Below are 15,449 nucleotides of genomic sequence, written 5' to 3' on the forward strand. Positions count from 1 at the left end.
TGGGCGCGGCCCATGACGGGGGGCGGGGTGCGGGTGGGCGCCCGCGACGGGGGTGAGGGGGGTCGTGCCGGCTCCGGGCGCAGCTTGCGAGGGGGGCGTCGTGGGGGTTAGGCGCGGAGGCGGAGGCCTTTTGGGGTGGGGCGGAAGCCGGCTGTTTCCAGGGGGCGGGACAGGGGGGACGTCAGGGACGTCGTGCCGTTGATTCTTTCCACCGTGACCGTGCCCAGAGTTCCCGCACGCGCCGGCGCCGCCAGCGCCTCCGCCGCCGCCGCCAGGGCGGGATCGTCCGGCTCGGTCGCCCAGCACAGCAGCGTCTTGCCGCCGCGCTCCATGTAGAGCGTGAGCTCACCGTCGACCAGGACCACCAGCGCGCCCGCCTTGCGCCCCGGCTTGTGCCCGGCGCCGGTCGGCGGCTCGGGCCAGGACAGGGCCGCCCCGTACGCGTTCGCCGGATCGGCCGCGGCGAGGACCAGGGCCCGGGGACCGGCCGCCGCCTCGGCGCCCCGGTCGCGGGCCGTCGCCGCGGCCCGCAGCCGGTCCACCGCGCCGTCCATCGCGAACTGGGCCGCGCCGAGGCCCTCCACGACATAGCCGCGCCGGGCCTGGCCGCTGTCCTCGAAGGCGGCCAGGATCCGGTACGTGGCCGAGAAACCGCCCTCCACACCCTCGGCGGCCACCGCGCCCCGGGTGACCACCCCGTGCCGGTCCAGGAGGGTACGGGCCAGGGCGTGCGCCCGATGGGTCGGCTCCGGTTCCAGCGGGGGCAGCAGCGACCAGCGGCCGGAGACTGTGGGCGGCCCCGTGCGGGAGGCGGGGCGGGCGGCCGCCGTCAGCGTGCCGTACCGGCCACGCGGGACCGTGCGCCGCGCGCGGTGGGCGGTCGATCCGGCCGTACGGCCCGAGCCGAGGAGCGCGCGCAGCGGCGCCAGGGTGTCGTTGGTGAGCCGGCCCGACCAGGCCAGGTCCCAGACGGCGTCGGCGAGCTGGGGGTCGGTCGCGTCCGGATGGGTGGTGGCCCGGATCTGGTCGGCGATCTGGCGGAAGAACAGACCGTACCCGCCGGAGAGGGTCGTGAGCACCGACTCGTGGAGCGCGGACAGCTCCAGCGGATGCGCCGGCGGGAGGAGCAGCGGCGCCGCGTCCGCGAGGTACAACGAGACCCATCCGTCCTTGCCGGGCAGCGAGCCCGCTCCCGCCCAGACCACCTCGCCGGTGGTCGTCAGCTCGTCGAGGAGCCCCGGGGCGTAGCCCAGGACCCGGGACGGCAGGATCAGCTTCTCCAGGGCCGACGCGGGCACGGGCGCGCCCTGGAGCTGCTCGATCGCGCGGGCGAGGCCGTCGATACCGCGCAGGCTGTTGCTTCCCAGGTGCTGCCACTGCGGCAGGAAGGTGGCGAGTGCCGCCGGGGGCACCGGCTCCAGCTCGTGGCGCAGGGCCGCGAGGGAGCGGCGGCGCAGCCGGCGCAGGACGGTCGCGTCGCACCACTCCTGGCCGATGCCGGAAGGGTGGAACTCGCCCTGGACCGCCCGGCCCGAGGCGGCGAGCCGCTGGAGGGCGCCGTCGGTGACGGCCGCGCCCAGGCCGAAGCGGGTCGCGGCCTGGGAGGAGGTGAACGGGCCGTGCGTCCGCGCGTACCGCGCGAGGAGGTCGCCCAGCGGGTCCTTGACCGGTTCGGTGAAGGCTTCGGGTACGCCGACCGGCAGAGCTGTGCCCAGGGCGTCCCTGAGCCGGCCGGCGTCCTCGATCGCGGCCCAGTGCTCCCGGCCCCCGATCCGCACCCGGATCGCCCGGCGCGCGGCCGCGAGGTCGGGCGCCCAGCCCGCCTCGGCGCCCCGCTCGACCAGTTCGGCGTCGGTGAGCGGGCCCAGGACCCGCAGCAGGTCGGCGACGCCCTCGACGTCCTTGATCCGCCGGTCGTCCGTCAGCCACTGGAGCTCCCGCTCCAGCTCGGTCAGGACGTCCGCGTCGAGGAGCTCGCGCAGCTCCGCCTGGCCGAGCAGCTCCGCGAGCAGCCGGGAGTCCAGGGAGAGCGCGGCCGCCCGACGCTCGGCGAGCGGGGAGTCGCCCTCGTACAGGAACTGCGCCACGTAGCCGAAGAGCAGGGAGCGGGCGAACGGGGACGGCTCGGGCGTGGTGACTTCGACCAGGCGGACCCGGCGGGCCTCGATGTCCCCCATCAGCTCCTTGAGACCCGGCAGGTCGAAGACGTCCTGGAGGCACTCGCGGACGGCTTCAAGGACGATCGGGAACGAGCCGAACTCGCTCGCCACCTGGAGGAGCTGGGCCGCGCGCTGCCGCTGCTGCCAGAGCGGGGTGCGCTTGCCGGGGTTCCGCTTGGGCAGCAGCAGGGCGCGCGCGGCGCACTCGCGGAAGCGGGACGCGAACAGCGCGGAGCCGCCGACCTGGTCGGTGACGATCTGCTCGATCTCGCCTTTGTCGAAGAGGGCGTCGGCCGCCCCGACGGGCGCCTTGTCGGCGTCGTAGGTGGTGTCGAGATGCCGGCCGGGGTCGACCGGTTCGTGGTCGAGGAGGTCCAGACCCATGTCCAGGCCCATCAGGTCGGCGTCCGGGAGACGCAGCACGATGCCGTCGTCCGCGTGCATCACCTGCGCGTCCATTCCGTACCGCTCGGCGAGCCGGGCGCCGAGCGCCAGCGCCCACGGGGCGTGCACCTGCGCGCCGAAGGGGGAGTGGATGACGACCCGCCAGTCCCCGAGCTCGTCCCGGAAGCGCTCGACGAGGATCGTCCGGTCGTCCGGCACATGGCCGCAGGCCTCGCGCTGCTCCTTCAGATACGCCAGGACGTTGTCCGCCGCCCAGGCGTCCAGGCCCGCGGCGAGCAGCCGCAGCCGGGCGTCCTCGTCCGCGAGGGCGCCGACCTCGCGGAGGAACGCGCCGAGCGCCCGGCCCAGTTCGAGCGGGCGGCCCAGCTGGTCGCCCTTCCAGAACGGCAGCCTGCCCGGCACGCCGGGCGCGGGGGAGACGAGTACCCGGTCCCGGGTGATGTCCTCGATCCGCCAGGAGGTCGTGCCCAGCGTGAACACGTCGCCGACCCGCGACTCGTACACCATCTCCTCGTCGAGCTCACCGACCCGGCCGCCGCCCTTCTTCGGGTCGGAGCCCGCGAGGAACACGCCGAACAGGCCGCGGTCGGGGATCGTGCCGCCCGAGGTGACGGCGAGCCGCTGCGCGCCCGGCCGCCCCGTGACCGTCCCGGCGACCCGGTCCCAGACCACGCGCGGGCGCAGCTCGGCGAACGCGTCCGACGGATAGCGGCCCGCGAGCATGTCGAGCACGGCCGTGAACGCCGACTCGGGAAGCGACGAGAACGGCGCCGCCCGGCGCACCAGGGCGAGGAGGTCGTCCACCTGCCAGGTGTCGAGCGCGACGATCGCGACGATCTGCTGGGCGAGGACGTCCAGGGGGTTGGTGGGGATCCGCATCGACTCGATGGCGCCCGAACGCATCCGCTCGGTGACCACGGCCGCCTGCACCAGGTCGCCCCGGTACTTGGGGAAGACCACGCCGGTCGACACCGCGCCGACCTGGTGCCCGGCACGGCCCACGCGCTGGAGTCCGGAGGCCACCGACGGCGGCGACTCGACCTGCACGACGAGGTCGACCGCGCCCATGTCGATGCCCAGCTCCAGACTGGAGGTGGCCACCACGGCGGGCAGCCGGCCCGCCTTCAGGTCCTCCTCCACCTGGGCGCGCTGCTCCTTCGACACCGAGCCGTGGTGGGCGCGGGCGAGCAGCGCCGGGGTGCCCTGTGCCGCCCCCGACTGGGCCATGATCTCGGCCGGGGAGCCCGTGTCCGGGAGGGGCTCGCCGGTAGCCCGCTCGTACGCGATCTCGTTGAGCCGGTTGCACAGGCGCTCGGCGAGACGGCGGGAGTTGGCGAAGACGATCGTGGAGCGGTGGGCCTGCACGAGGTCGGCGATCCGCTCCTCGACGTGCGGCCAGATCGACGGCTTGTCGCCGCCGTCCTTGCCCTCGGACGCGGGGGAGCCGCCCAGCTCGCCCATGTCCTCGACGGGGACGACGACGGAGAGGTCGAACTCCTTTCCCGACGGCGGCTGGACGATCTCCACGGCGCGTCCCGGTGACAGATAGCGGGCCACCTCGTCCACCGGGCGGACGGTGGCCGACAGGCCGATCCGGCGCGCGGGGCGGGGCAGCAGCTCGTCGAGCCGCTCGAGGGACAGGGCCAGGTGCGCGCCCCGCTTCGTGCTCGCGACCGCGTGGACCTCGTCCAGGATGACCGTCTCCACGCCCGCGAGGGCCTCGCGGGTGGCGGAGGTCAGCATCAGGAACAGCGACTCGGGCGTGGTGATCAGGATGTCCGGCGGCCGGGTCGCGAGCGACCGGCGCTCGGCGGGCGGGGTGTCGCCGGACCGGATGCCGACCCGCACGTCCGGCTCGGGCAGTCCGAGCCGGACCGACTCCTGCCGGATACCGGTCAGGGGCGAGCGCAGGTTCCGCTCGACGTCCACGGCGAGCGCCTTGAGGGGGGACACGTACAGCACGCGGCAGCGCTTCTTCGGCTCGGCCGGAGGAGGCGAGGAGGCGAGCCGGTCCAGGGAGGCCAGGAACGCGGCCAGTGTCTTGCCGGATCCGGTCGGCGCGACGACGAGCACGTCGGAGCCGGCGCCGATGGCCTGCCAGGCGCCCTCCTGCGCCGCCGTGGGCGCGGTGAAGGCCCCGGTGAACCAACCACGGGTCGCGGGGGAGAACGAGTCGAGCGCGGACCTGACCATGCCCCCCATCGTGCACCCGGCCACTGACAACCGCCCGGACCTGGGGAGAAACCTGCCCCTGACAACCGCCCGGACCTGGGGGAAAGCCGGTCCGGCGGCGGCGACGCCAGGGGCCCTGGCGCAGAATGGAGGCATGGCGAGCGGGGAGCGGGCACGGTACTGGCAGTACGCCGAGCTGCCCGGGGTCGACCTGCTGCACGCCCACTACATCCGCAAGGCCTTCGCCCGGCACACCCACGAGACCTTCGTCTTCGCCGCGATCACCGAAGGCGTCGAGGCCTTCCACTACCGCGACGAGCTCGTCCACGCGGCCCCCGGACAGATCGCCCTGGTCAACCCCGACACCCCGCACACCGGGCACGCGGGCGTGCCCGAGGGCTGGACGTACCGCACGATCTACCCCGACGCGGAGATCGTCCGGTCCATCGCCGCCGACACCCTCGCCCTGCGCGGCTCCGTCGGCTTCACCGCGCCCGTCGTCGACGACCCGTACGCCGCCCGGCTCGTCGTCGGCGTCCACCGGGCCGCGGAAGAGGGCAACGCGCTCGCGGCCGACAGCCTGCTCCGGCTCGTCACGGCCCGCATGCTCCGCAGTCACGGCGGACTCGTCACCCCGCTCCCGGCGCTCTCGGCGGGCGCCCGGAACGCGGCCCGCGCGCGTGCCGTCCTGGAGGACCGCATGGTCGAACCGCCGACCCTGGAACGGCTCGCCGGAGAGCTCGGCACCAGCCCCTTCGCCCTCCTCCGGGCCTTCCGGGACGCGTACGGGATGCCGCCGCACACCTGGCTCACCGACGCGCGCGTACGGAGGGCCAGGCAGCTCCTGGACACCGGTACGGCCCCGGCGGCCGCGGCCGCCGCCGTCGGCTTCACCGACCAGTCGCACCTCAACCGGCACTTCACCCGCAGTGTCGGGGTGCCGCCGGGGGCGTACCAGCGCGCGCGTGGCGGCGGCGGAAACGCCTCCGGCTTCGCCGCAAGAACGTACAAGACCGGGCCGCCGACGCCCCCGTAACGTCCCTGACGTGGCAGAACAGACAGCACCCCCCGTCATACGCGACAGCACACCGCCCAAACCCGACGCGGCCGTCGTCCGCGACGCCCTCGGTGTCGGCGTCGCCGTCGGCCTCTCCGGCTTCGCCTTCGGCGTGACCTCGGCGGGCTCGGGACTCAGCGTCCTCCAGACCTGCGTACTCAGCCTGCTCGTCTTCACGGGCGCCTCGCAGTTCGCCCTCGTCGGGGCGCTCGCCGCGGGCGGAAACCCCTTCACGGCCGCCGCCGGCGCCTTCTTCCTGGGCACCCGTAACGCCTTCTACGGACTGCGGCTCTCCCAGCTCCTCGCCCTGCCGAAGGCCGTCAGGCCGTTCGCCGCGCACTGGGTGATCGACGAGACCACGGCGGTCGCCCTCGCCCAGCCGTCCCGCCGGGCCGCCCGGATCGGCTTCACCGCCACCGGTCTCACGCTGTACGTCCTGTGGAACGCGACCACGCTCCTCGGGGCGCTCGGCGCCGAGGCGATCGGCGACACCGCCGCCTGGGGGCTCGACGCGGCCGGCCCGGCCGTCTTCCTCGCCCTGCTCGCCCCCATGCTGAAGTCCGCGACCGAGCGGGCCACCGCCGGGATCGCCGTCCTGCTCGGCCTCGGGCTGCTGCCCGTCCTGCCCGCCGGAGTCCCGGTCCTCGCCGCGGCCCTGGCCGCGCCCCTGGTGCTCTGGTTCCAGGGCCGCCGCATGGCCCCGGCCGCACGAGAGAAGGACCCCCGATGACCGTCTGGATCGCGATCGCCCTGACCGCCGCCGGGTGCTACCTGGTCAAACTGGTCGGCCTGCTCGTCCCCGCCGGAGCTCTTGAGCGACCGCTCGTGCAGCGGCTCGCCGCCCTGCTGCCCGTGGCGCTGCTCGCCGCGCTCACCGCCCAGCAGACGTTCGGGGCGGGCAGCGCGGTCGTCCTCGACGCCCGCGCCGCCGGACTCGCCGCGGCGGCCGTCGCGCTCGTCCTGCGCGCCCCGTTCCTCGTGGTCGTCGGTGCGGCCGTCGCCGTCACGGCGGGGGTACGCGCCCTGGGCTGGTGACACCGCCGGGTACGGGGGCGAGTGCGGCCCCCGTACCCGTACGGCCCTCCCTCAGTGCGCCACCGGCACCCCCACCGACGGCGTCTCCGGGACCCCCAGCCGCTCCGCGTCCCGCTCGGGGCGCAGGAACAGGGCCGTCACAGCGCCCGCGACCGCCAGCAGACCGGCGGTGAACAGCCAGCCGTTCTCGTAGCCCTGGGCCGCCGTCGCGCCCGCGTCCACGATCCCGCCGAGGACCAGCGGCGCGAGGACACCGCCCAGGGCGAAGACGCACACCACCGCCCCGAGCACCACACCCCGCTGCGAGGGCGGGGTGATCCGGGCGACCGCCGTCTGGCTCACGGTCATCATCGGCAGCGCGAGCGCCATCGGGCCGAACATCATCGGCACCCGCAACCAGTCCGCGTCCGCCATCGCGAAGACCGTCACGGCGGCGGCCGACAGCAGGAGCAGCACCCCCGCGCCCGAGCCCGCGGGCAGCCGCCCCGGCCGACCGCGCCGGGCCGCCCGCTGCGCGACCACGCCGTGGACCAGCAGGACGACGCCGTTGGCGACGGCTCCCGCGCCCACCATCAGACCGGCCCGGTGCGCGTCCCAGCCGAGTACCGTCTCCAGGTAGTCCGGCAGCCAGGTCAGCTTCGAACTCATCAGCCAGTACGCGGCGAACGAGCCCGCGCACGCCGTCAGGAACGTGCCGCTCAGCAGGACCCGCCGCAGTGGCACCTCCGGAACACCCGTGTCCTCCCGCCCGCGTGCGCCCACCGGGGGCGCGAGCGGGCCCTCGGAGCCGTACCGGCGCCAGATCGCCGCCCACACCAGGCCGATCACGCCGACCGTCCCGAAGGCCCAGCGCCAGCCCCACCCGGAGATCACCGCCGACAGGACGGGCGCGGCGACCGCGACCCCCGCCGCGGCGCCGACCATCAGGACCGCCGTGGGCAGGTTGCGGTCCCGCTGACCGAACCAGCCGTGCAGGTGGTGGACCGCCACAGGGGCCGCCGGGCCCTCCGCCGCGCCGAGCAGCACCCGGGTCAGCACCAGCGTGCCGAACCCGGCGGCCGCCCACACCATCGGCAGCTGGGCCACCGACCACAGCAGCGCCATCCCGAGCAGCAGGACGGACGTCCGCACCTTCCGGGTCAGGGCCGACACGGCCAGCGCCGACACCGAGAACAGCGCGAAGAACGCGGCCTGCGCGGCCCCGAACTCCTGCCGGGAGATGCCGAACTCGCGCATGATGCCCGGTCCGGCGAGACCGAGGACCGCCTTGTCCGCGAAGTTGACCAGCATGAACCCGAGCAGCAGCCACGTCGTGCCCCAGGGGCTGCTGCGTGCCGCCCCGCCCGTCGCCGCCCCGTCCGGTGTCGGTGTCCCGCTCACCCGCAGCACTGGTCCTCGTCGGCGACGACCCCCACGCTGATCGCGCCCGCGGCCCGGTCGCGGCCCTCGGCGGTGCGGGTCAGCTCCGTCGTGACGTCGGTGCCCTCCGCCACCGCCGCGGACTCCGCCGCCGCCCAGTGGAAGACCCCGCGGGCCATCGTCGACGTCTCGCGGCCCGCCCGCGTCCCGTACACCCGGACCCTGATCCGGGCGACCTCGACGTCCTCGGGGGCCGCGAGGGCGGCCGTCTCCGCCAGGTGCGAGGCCAGCCGCAGATCGCCCTCCGCGAGGAGCCGGGCCGCCCGCTCGGCGAGGGCGAGCGCCCCGCCCGCCGCGTCCGCGAACTCCGCCGCGACGGCCGCCTCGGGCGCCGGCTTCAGGTGGGCCGGATTCTGGTCGTACCAGCCGCCCCACAGCCGCCACAGGTTCCGTACGACGAACTCCGGCTCGTCGTACGCGGGGTGGAGGTACGGCTTCGCGAGCAGCTCCTGCGGGACCTTCACCCCGTGGATGACCGCGTCGAGGCGCAGCCCCGCGTTCATCAGGTCCCGGGTCTGCGTGCACAGCGACTCGAGCAGGCTCGCCGTGTCGTCGAGCGCCCGCGCCACCCGGTCCGCGCCGACGATCGGGATGCCGTGGCCCGGCAGCAGCACCTCGGCGCCCAGCTCGCCCATGGCCCGCAGCGCCCGCGCCCACTCCTCCGGGTAGCGCTGCGCCTTCTGCGGGTTGCCGGCGTTGGGGGAGTTCCAGATGAAGAGGTCGCCCGTGCAGAGGGTCTTGAGCTCCGGGACCCATACGTAGGTGTGGTCGTCGGTCTCCCCGCGCGCGTGGATCAGCTCGAACGTCAACTCGCCGTGACGCATGGTCAGCCGGTCGCGGAACGTCGTGTCCGGGTAGCGGTACTCGGTGGGCCACTCAAGGCCCGGTACGCCGAACTGGCGCCGGTTGATCCAGGTGTTGTAGCCCGAGGTCGCCACGTACCGGTCGAAGCGGGCGGCCACCGCCTCGTGCGCGATCACCTCGGGGCGGACCCGCTCGGCGTCGAAGTGCGCGGTGCCGAAGACGTGGTCGACATGGCCGTGCGTGAAGACGACCGCCCGCACCGGGTCCTGGCTGAACGAGCGCACCGCCGTGTGCAGCAGCTCGGCCGTGCGCACGTCGCCCGAGTCCACCAGGACCAGACCCGAGCCGGTGTCGAAGACGGCCACGTTGGCGAAGGCGGGGAAGAACCCGATCCGGTCGCGGACCCGGACCAGCTCCTCCGAGGTGAACGCGCCCGTCAGATGCGGCAGCAGGGTCTCCTCGCCCCGCCACACCCGGTCGGTGTAGTCGAGATACGTGCGGGGGTTGTGCTCGGTCATACCAGCAGCTCCTTCGGTGCGGTGCGGCGGAACGCCTGGGCACCGAGTTTCGGCCTGTCAGGTGAGCGGCGACATCCCGCGGCGTCACAGCTTTCGGGGCCGGGTACTGTGACCCATCACACTCGGGGGTGGGAGGACAGGAGGAACGGTCGTGCCGGAGGTCTCCGAGGCGGCCCGGGCGCTCGCACTGCGCTGCGAGGCCCGGGTGAACGAGCTCGCGCGCAGGATGACCAGGGACTCCTTCGCCCGGCTTCCCGGCTACGACCGGCTGCCCGACGAGATGAAGGACGTGGAGATCGCGGCGACCGTACGCCACGGCGTACGGCTTTTCCTGCGCTACGCCCTCGCGCAGGGGGCCGGTGAACCCGGCGCCATGCGGCTGTTCCGCGAGCGGGCCGCGCAGCGCGCCGAGGAGGGGATGCCGCTGCACCTGCTCCTGCGCAGCCACAGTCTCGGCGCGTACATGCTGTGGCAGGCCCTGCGCGAGGTGGCAGGCCCCGGGGAGGAGGCGGCCCTCGTCGAACTCGCCGACCTGCTCTTCGCGTCCCAGCCGGCTGTCGTCGGCGGTGTCGCGGAGAGGTACCTCGACGAGCGTTCGGCCCTGGAGGCGGAACGGTGGGCCCAGCGCCGTTCCCTGCTGCGCGGGCTCCTCGACGGGACGCTTCCCGTGGCCGGGCTCGCGACCGCTCCGTTCGGCCTCGACGGGCCCTGCCTCGTGCTCGCCGTCGGTGCCGTCGCCGCGCCCGACGAGGGCGAGGTGGCGGCCCGGCGGCGGCTGCGCCGCGTCCAGACCGCGCTCGACCACTGCTTCGGCGTGGAGGTGCCGGCCCTCCTCGACAGCGGTACGGAGCCGGGGCGGGCGATCGTGCCCGGTGCCGCGGAACCGCCGGAGGACCTGGCGCGGCGGCTCTCCCTGGCCGCGGGGACCGCGCTGCGGGTCGCCGTCGTGGCCGCCGGGGGCCCGGGCGAGGTGCCGGGGGCCGCCCGTACCGCTGGGGAGGTCCTGCGGGTCGCCGCCGGCTGCGGACTGCCGCCAGGACTGCACCGGCTCGACGACGTGCTCCTGGAGTACCACCTGTCCCGGCCCGGGGAGAGCGGCCGGCGGATCGCCGCCCTCCTCGATCCTGTCGCCGACCGCCCGGAGCTCCTGGAGACCCTCCGCGTCCACCTCGCCCACGGGCAGGACCGGCGCGCCACGGCCGCCGCGCTCGGGCTGCACCCCAACACCGTCGACAACCGGCTCGCCCGGACCGCCGAACGGACCGGCATCGATCTGGCGACACCGAGGGGCACGGCCACCGCCCTCGCGGCCCTCCTGCTGCGCGATGCCCCGGAAGGGTAGGGCGACCGCGGCTTCGCCCCCGGGTCAGCCGACCGGGCGGCCGTGGGCGCGCAGGGTGCGCAGGGCCTCGACGGTGACGATCGGCCGCCACTCCAGGGCCGAGCCGGGGGCCCAGGCGCGCCAGCGGATCGGCCAGCCGCCGTCCTCCTCCTGGTCGGCGGCGAGCCGGTCGAGCGAACGGGCCATCTCCTCCTCCGTGAACCAGCGAGCGGCCAGCGAGTCCGGCACGCGCGCGTAGTCGTGCGGGAAGTGGTGCTCGCCGGGCGCGTAGCCGTCGGGCAGGGGGTAGTCCTCTTGCCGGTCGGGGTCCAGGACGGCGAGCCGCTGCTCGCGGACCAGACGGCCGAGGCGGTCGGCGGCCGCTTCCGCGCGCGAGCGGTCCGGGGCCCCGTCCAGGAAGGCGACGGCGGCCTCGATCTCGTACGGGTGGGACTTCTCCAGCGACTCCACGGCCGTCCAGCAGAACTCGGTGGCCCGGAACAGCCACGCGTGCCACACCTGGTTGCGGTGCAGGAGCCCGACCACCGGGCCGGTCGAGAGCAGCGCGCTCGGCGGCAGGTCGACGACAGGGACGAACGGCGCGGACGGGTAGTCGCGCTGCGACGGATGGATCGCCGGGAGCGCGCCCTCGTGGGTGGAGACCTCCGTGAGGTAGCGGCAGATCCGCTCCACGCGCAGCCCGCCGCAGCGGCCGATGGATTCCAGGACCCGCAGCGCGTGCGCGGTGTGCAGGGGCTGGCTGACCGGCCCGCGCAGATCGGGTTCGAGCGCGTGACCGTACCCGCCGTCCTCGTTGAGGTACGCGGCGAGGGCCGTCTCCACCTGATCCGCGCCGCCGCGCAGGAAGTGGTAGGCGAACCTGCGCTGTTCGAGGACTCGGGCCGTCAGCCAGACGAAATGCTCGGCGCGGGCCAAGGGGGTCGCGGGCGGGGAGGAGGAGAGGGGTTTTTCGGACATGCTCCGACCGTAGGGCGGAAAGGCACGGTGACAAGGCCTACGGAGCGGGCTGCACTCTTGGGAGCGGGATACTGGGGTCATGCGGTTGACGATTTTCTGGGAGCGGATGGCCGACCACTTCGGTGCGTCCTATGCCGAGTCCTTCGCGCGGGACCATGTGATGGCGGAGCTCGGGGGCCGGACGGTACGCGAGGCGCTGGACGCCGGCTGGGAGGCGAAGGACGTGTGGCGGGCCGTCTGCGCGGCCGTCGACGTGCCGGCCGACAAGCGCTGACGGCTCGCCGGGGGGCGGGCCGACCCGCCCCCCGAGCGGCACTGCGGCTACTCGGCGCGGTGTGGGTGTCCGGCGGGGATGTACGGGGTCACGGGTGGAATGTCCGTGCGGTGCGCGAGACTGGCGGGGTGGCCCCGACTGACGACACCGAACCGACTGAACCGACCGGACCGACCGGACCGACCGGACCGACCGGACCGACCGGACCGACCGACCCGACGGCAGCGACCGCTTCGACGGCACCGATGGCTTCGACCGCTTCCACCGGGTCGACCGCTTCGACGGCTTCCAGCGGGTCGACCCTTTCCACCGGCTCGACTGTTTCCACCGCGTCGACCGCTCCCGTGGCCTCGGCCGGCAGAAGCGGCGGCGGCGACGGTGGTGGGGGCGACGGCGGCGGTCCGACGTCCGCGCCCGCCGCTCCGGCCGCCAGGATGCCCCGCTGGCTGCCCCGCGCGCTCGTCCTCGCCTTCGCGCTCTACGCCTGCTTCCAGCTGGGCAGCTGGGCGTTCCACCAGCTCGTCGGCCTCCTCGTCAACATCCTGCTCGCCTTCTTCCTCGCCCTCGCCATCGAACCGGCGGTCGGGCGCATGGCGGCCCGGGGGATGCGCCGCGGCCTCGCCACCTTCCTCGTCTTCCTCGCCGTCCTGGTCTTCAGCGTCGGATTCGTCGTCCTGCTGGGGTCGATGCTCGCCGGCCAGATCGTGGACATGGTCGAGAACTTCCCCAAGTACCTCGACTCGGTGATCAAGTGGATCAACCAGAGCTTCCACACGGACCTGTCGCGGGTCGAGGTCCAGGACAGCGTCCTGAGCTCCGACTGGCTGCAGAAGTACGTGCAGAACAGCGCGGCCGGCGTGCTCGACGTCTCCGCCACCGTCCTCGGCGGCCTGTTCCGCCTCCTGATGATCTTCCTGTTCTCGTTCTACTTCGCGGCCGACGGGCCCCGGCTGCGGCGCGCGCTCTGCTCCGTCCTGCCGCCCGCCCGGCAGACCGAGGTGCTGCGGGCCTGGGAGATCGCGGTCGACAAGACGGGCGGCTACCTCTACTCGCGCGGTCTCATGGCCCTCATCTCGGGCTTCGCGCACTTCGTGCTCTTCGAGATCCTGGACGTGCCGTACGCGCCCGCGCTCGCGGTGTGGGTCGGCCTGGTCTCCCAGTTCATCCCGACCATCGGCACCTATCTGGCCGGCGCGCTGCCGATGCTGATCGCCTTCACCGTCAACCCCTGGTACGCGCTGTGGGTGCTCTGCTTCGTCGTGGTCTACCAGCAGTTCGAGAACTACGTGCTCCAGCCGAAGCTCACCTCCAAGACGGTGGACATCCACCCGGCGGTGGCGTTCGGCTCGGTCATCGCGGGTACGGCGCTGCTCGGCGCCGTCGGCGCGCTGATCGCCATCCCGGCCGTCGCCACCCTCCAGGCCTTCCTCGGCGCCTATGTGAAGCGGTACGACGTGACGGACGACCCCCGCGTCCACGGCCATCGCAGATACGGCGAGGCGGTGGTGGCCCGGTTGCAGAAGGCCCTGCACCACAAGAAGGAGATCGGCGGGCCCGAGGATTCCTGAGTCCACGGCTCAGAGGTACGAAGGCCGGGTACTTCGTGGCAGGCCGCGCGCCGGCGCGGTCCGGGGCCCCGGGCGCGTACGGAACCCTAGGCGTGGGCCCGTTCCATGAGCGGGTTGGGCACGGGGAGGTAGTGGGGGGCGGTCGCCTCCGCGCCGATCCAGCGGGAGAGCAGGTTGGCCTTGCCGGGGAGGGTGGGGGAGTCGAGCAGTTCCTTGACGTCGGGGAGCGCCGGTAGCCGCCCGACCCGCTCGAACTCGGCGCGGGCCAGGGCCCACAGGGCCGGGGCGGATCCCGGGAAGCGGTGGGTGAGGGCGCCGGCGATCTCGGAGAGGTTGTTGACGACGAGGCAGTAGACGAGTCTCCGCCAGGCGGCGGCGCGGGGCGTCTGAGGGATCGTTTTCGCGCCCTCCGCGTCACGGAAGACGGACTGGACGGGGATGCCGTGCGCGTCCACGGCGATCAGCGTGTTCTGCAGGTGGCACTCCACGACGACGCCGAAGCGGGCGAACGCCTCGAGGACGGGGGCCACGACACACCGCAGATACGCCGACCACCAGGGCAGGGGATCGTCGATCCGGTCGAGGGGGTTGCCGTGGAAGCCCTCGGCGAGCGCGGCGGCGAGGACGGCGGTCGAGCCCGGGGCCAGATGCTGGTCGAGACCGTCCCGGACGACGACGGCACAGGTCTCGAAGAGGCCGTCCACCGTGCGGTAACCGCGGTCGCTCAGCCAGGCCGCCGGGCCGTCCAGGGCGGCGAAGGCGGCGGCGACCAGCGGGTCCGTGCGGCGCACGTGGAGCAGTTCGTGGCGGCGCATGCGGCGGATGTCGTTGGTGATCCGGACGTCCAGGCTGAACTTCAGGAACAGGTCCCCGCCGTCCCGTGAACCGTCGCCCGGCAGGTGCAGCGTGCGCACCGAGGCTGTCGGCCGCGCGGGCCGGGGCGTGACGCCCAGCCGGATGAGGAGGCCCTCGGCGAACGCGGCACGCACGCGCGTGGTCCGGCCGGACAGTTCGAGCTGCCAGGGGTGGGCGGGCAGCAGGCGGTAGCCGGGGGGAGCCTCGCCGAGGGCGTCCAGGGCCGCGGTGTCGCCGTCCTCGACGACCGCGTCGTCGCGTACGCCGAGCAGCACGAGCGGGAACTGGGCGTACGCCTCGGGCGCGTAGCGCAGCCAGGCGGCAGGGGGGCCGTCGCAGGTGCGTGCCTTGGGGGCCGGGTGGCACGGGTGGCCCATGACCAGTGCCTGTTCGGAGCGGAGCCAGGGGTCCTCGGGCGGGGCCGTACGCGCGCGCGCAGCGAGCACGGCCCTGACCGCCGTACGGCTGGCGGCCATCTCGGCGGCCAGGGCGGGGTTGGGGCGGCCGGTGGAGGCGTGCATCTCCTGGACGGCGAGGTCGACGAGCCCGGCATGGCGCAGAGGCCGCCAGGTGCGCCCCGTCCACAGCTCGGCGCCGGAGGGGCGGTGACCGGGGCGGACACGGAGGAGCCGGCCGCTGCTGCGGAGGCGGTGGACGGTGTACTCGGGGGAGGGGGGCGAGGCGGGACCGGTCGCTGGGTCCGTGGCCGGCTCCGTGGTCGCGGCCGTCACCGGGTCCGGGTCCGTCGCCGGAGCCGTGGCCTCGCGGAGCAGGCAGTTGAGCAGGGGTGTCACCGCCAGCGCGTCCGCGGTCCGCGTGAGTGTGTCCATCGATATCAGTATGTGCGGATCGGTAGGTGAGGATCGCGTTATGTGTGGATGGCA

General features: G+C 74.3%; 12 protein-coding genes. 6 read left to right on the top strand and 6 right to left on the bottom strand.

Translation table 11 applies throughout. The features are described from left to right. Positions 1–107: 107 nt before the first annotated feature. On the bottom strand, positions 108–4,757 hold the full coding sequence (locus tag ACIRB7_RS30740; RefSeq protein ID WP_403605133.1) for a DEAD/DEAH box helicase: 4,650 nt from the start codon (positions 4,755–4,757) through the stop codon (positions 108–110). A gap of 133 nt (positions 4,758–4,890) precedes the next feature. Between ACIRB7_RS30740 and ACIRB7_RS30745 the strand changes: the two genes are divergently transcribed. The 3 genes from ACIRB7_RS30745 to ACIRB7_RS30755 are packed head-to-tail and all read left to right on the top strand — an operon-like array spanning position 4,891 to position 6,828. Beyond that, positions 4,891–5,772, top strand: a complete 882-nt coding sequence (locus ACIRB7_RS30745) for an AraC family transcriptional regulator (protein ID WP_403605136.1) — start codon at positions 4,891–4,893, stop codon at positions 5,770–5,772. Between the two features lie 10 nt (positions 5,773–5,782). Further along, positions 5,783–6,523 carry an AzlC family ABC transporter permease gene (locus tag ACIRB7_RS30750; RefSeq protein ID WP_403605139.1) on the top strand — a complete coding sequence of 247 codons (741 nt, stop codon included), beginning with the start codon at positions 5,783–5,785 and terminating at the stop codon, positions 6,521–6,523. Beyond that, complete coding sequence (locus tag ACIRB7_RS30755) at positions 6,520–6,828, top strand: AzlD domain-containing protein (RefSeq protein ID WP_403605142.1); 309 nt, start codon at positions 6,520–6,522, stop codon at positions 6,826–6,828. The genes ACIRB7_RS30750 and ACIRB7_RS30755 overlap by 4 nt, the downstream gene beginning before the upstream one ends. Before the next feature lie 51 nt (positions 6,829–6,879). Here the strand turns inward: ACIRB7_RS30755 and ACIRB7_RS30760 are convergent, their stop codons facing one another. Continuing rightward, on the bottom strand, positions 6,880–8,208 hold the full coding sequence (locus ACIRB7_RS30760) for an MFS transporter (protein ID WP_403605145.1): 1,329 nt from the start codon (positions 8,206–8,208) through the stop codon (positions 6,880–6,882). Further along, on the bottom strand, positions 8,205–9,569 hold the full coding sequence (locus tag ACIRB7_RS30765) for an alkyl sulfatase dimerization domain-containing protein (RefSeq protein WP_403605147.1): 1,365 nt from the start codon (positions 9,567–9,569) through the stop codon (positions 8,205–8,207). The genes ACIRB7_RS30760 and ACIRB7_RS30765 overlap by 4 nt, the downstream gene beginning before the upstream one ends. Before the next feature lie 151 nt (positions 9,570–9,720). Here ACIRB7_RS30765 and ACIRB7_RS30770 point away from each other — a divergent pair, with 151 nt between their 5' ends. Continuing rightward, positions 9,721–10,911 (top strand): PucR family transcriptional regulator, encoded by a 1,191-nt coding sequence (locus ACIRB7_RS30770; protein WP_403605150.1) that lies wholly within the window; start codon positions 9,721–9,723, stop codon positions 10,909–10,911. Positions 10,912–10,935: 24 nt separating this feature from the next. Here ACIRB7_RS30770 and ACIRB7_RS30775 read toward each other — a convergent pair whose 3' ends face one another. Beyond that, on the bottom strand, positions 10,936–11,868 hold the full coding sequence (locus ACIRB7_RS30775; protein WP_403605153.1) for a hypothetical protein: 933 nt from the start codon (positions 11,866–11,868) through the stop codon (positions 10,936–10,938). 79 nt (positions 11,869–11,947) lie between these two features. Between ACIRB7_RS30775 and ACIRB7_RS30780 the strand changes: the two genes are divergently transcribed. Continuing rightward, positions 11,948–12,142: a DUF3046 domain-containing protein gene (locus tag ACIRB7_RS30780; protein WP_041662943.1), complete on the top strand. Its 195-nt coding sequence runs from the start codon at positions 11,948–11,950 to the stop codon at positions 12,140–12,142. An 88-nt stretch (positions 12,143–12,230) separates the two neighbouring features. Here ACIRB7_RS30780 and ACIRB7_RS30785 read toward each other — a convergent pair whose 3' ends face one another. Beyond that, positions 12,231–12,470: a hypothetical protein gene (locus ACIRB7_RS30785; protein WP_403605156.1), complete on the bottom strand. Its 240-nt coding sequence runs from the start codon at positions 12,468–12,470 to the stop codon at positions 12,231–12,233. 106 nt (positions 12,471–12,576) lie between these two features. Between ACIRB7_RS30785 and ACIRB7_RS30790 the strand changes: the two genes are divergently transcribed. Further along, positions 12,577–13,710 carry an AI-2E family transporter gene (locus ACIRB7_RS30790; protein WP_403605485.1) on the top strand — a complete coding sequence of 378 codons (1,134 nt, stop codon included), beginning with the start codon at positions 12,577–12,579 and terminating at the stop codon, positions 13,708–13,710. Positions 13,711–13,796: 86 nt separating this feature from the next. On the opposite strand, the gene ACIRB7_RS30795 is transcribed toward ACIRB7_RS30790, so the two are convergent. Further along, on the bottom strand, positions 13,797–15,395 hold the full coding sequence (locus tag ACIRB7_RS30795; RefSeq protein ID WP_403605158.1) for an IucA/IucC family protein: 1,599 nt from the start codon (positions 15,393–15,395) through the stop codon (positions 13,797–13,799). Between the last annotated feature and the right edge of the window lie 54 nt (positions 15,396–15,449).

The sequence above is a fragment of the Streptomyces sp. NPDC093795 genome, assembly GCF_044764665.1.
Taxonomy (GTDB): Bacteria; Actinomycetota; Actinomycetes; order Streptomycetales; family Streptomycetaceae; genus Streptomyces.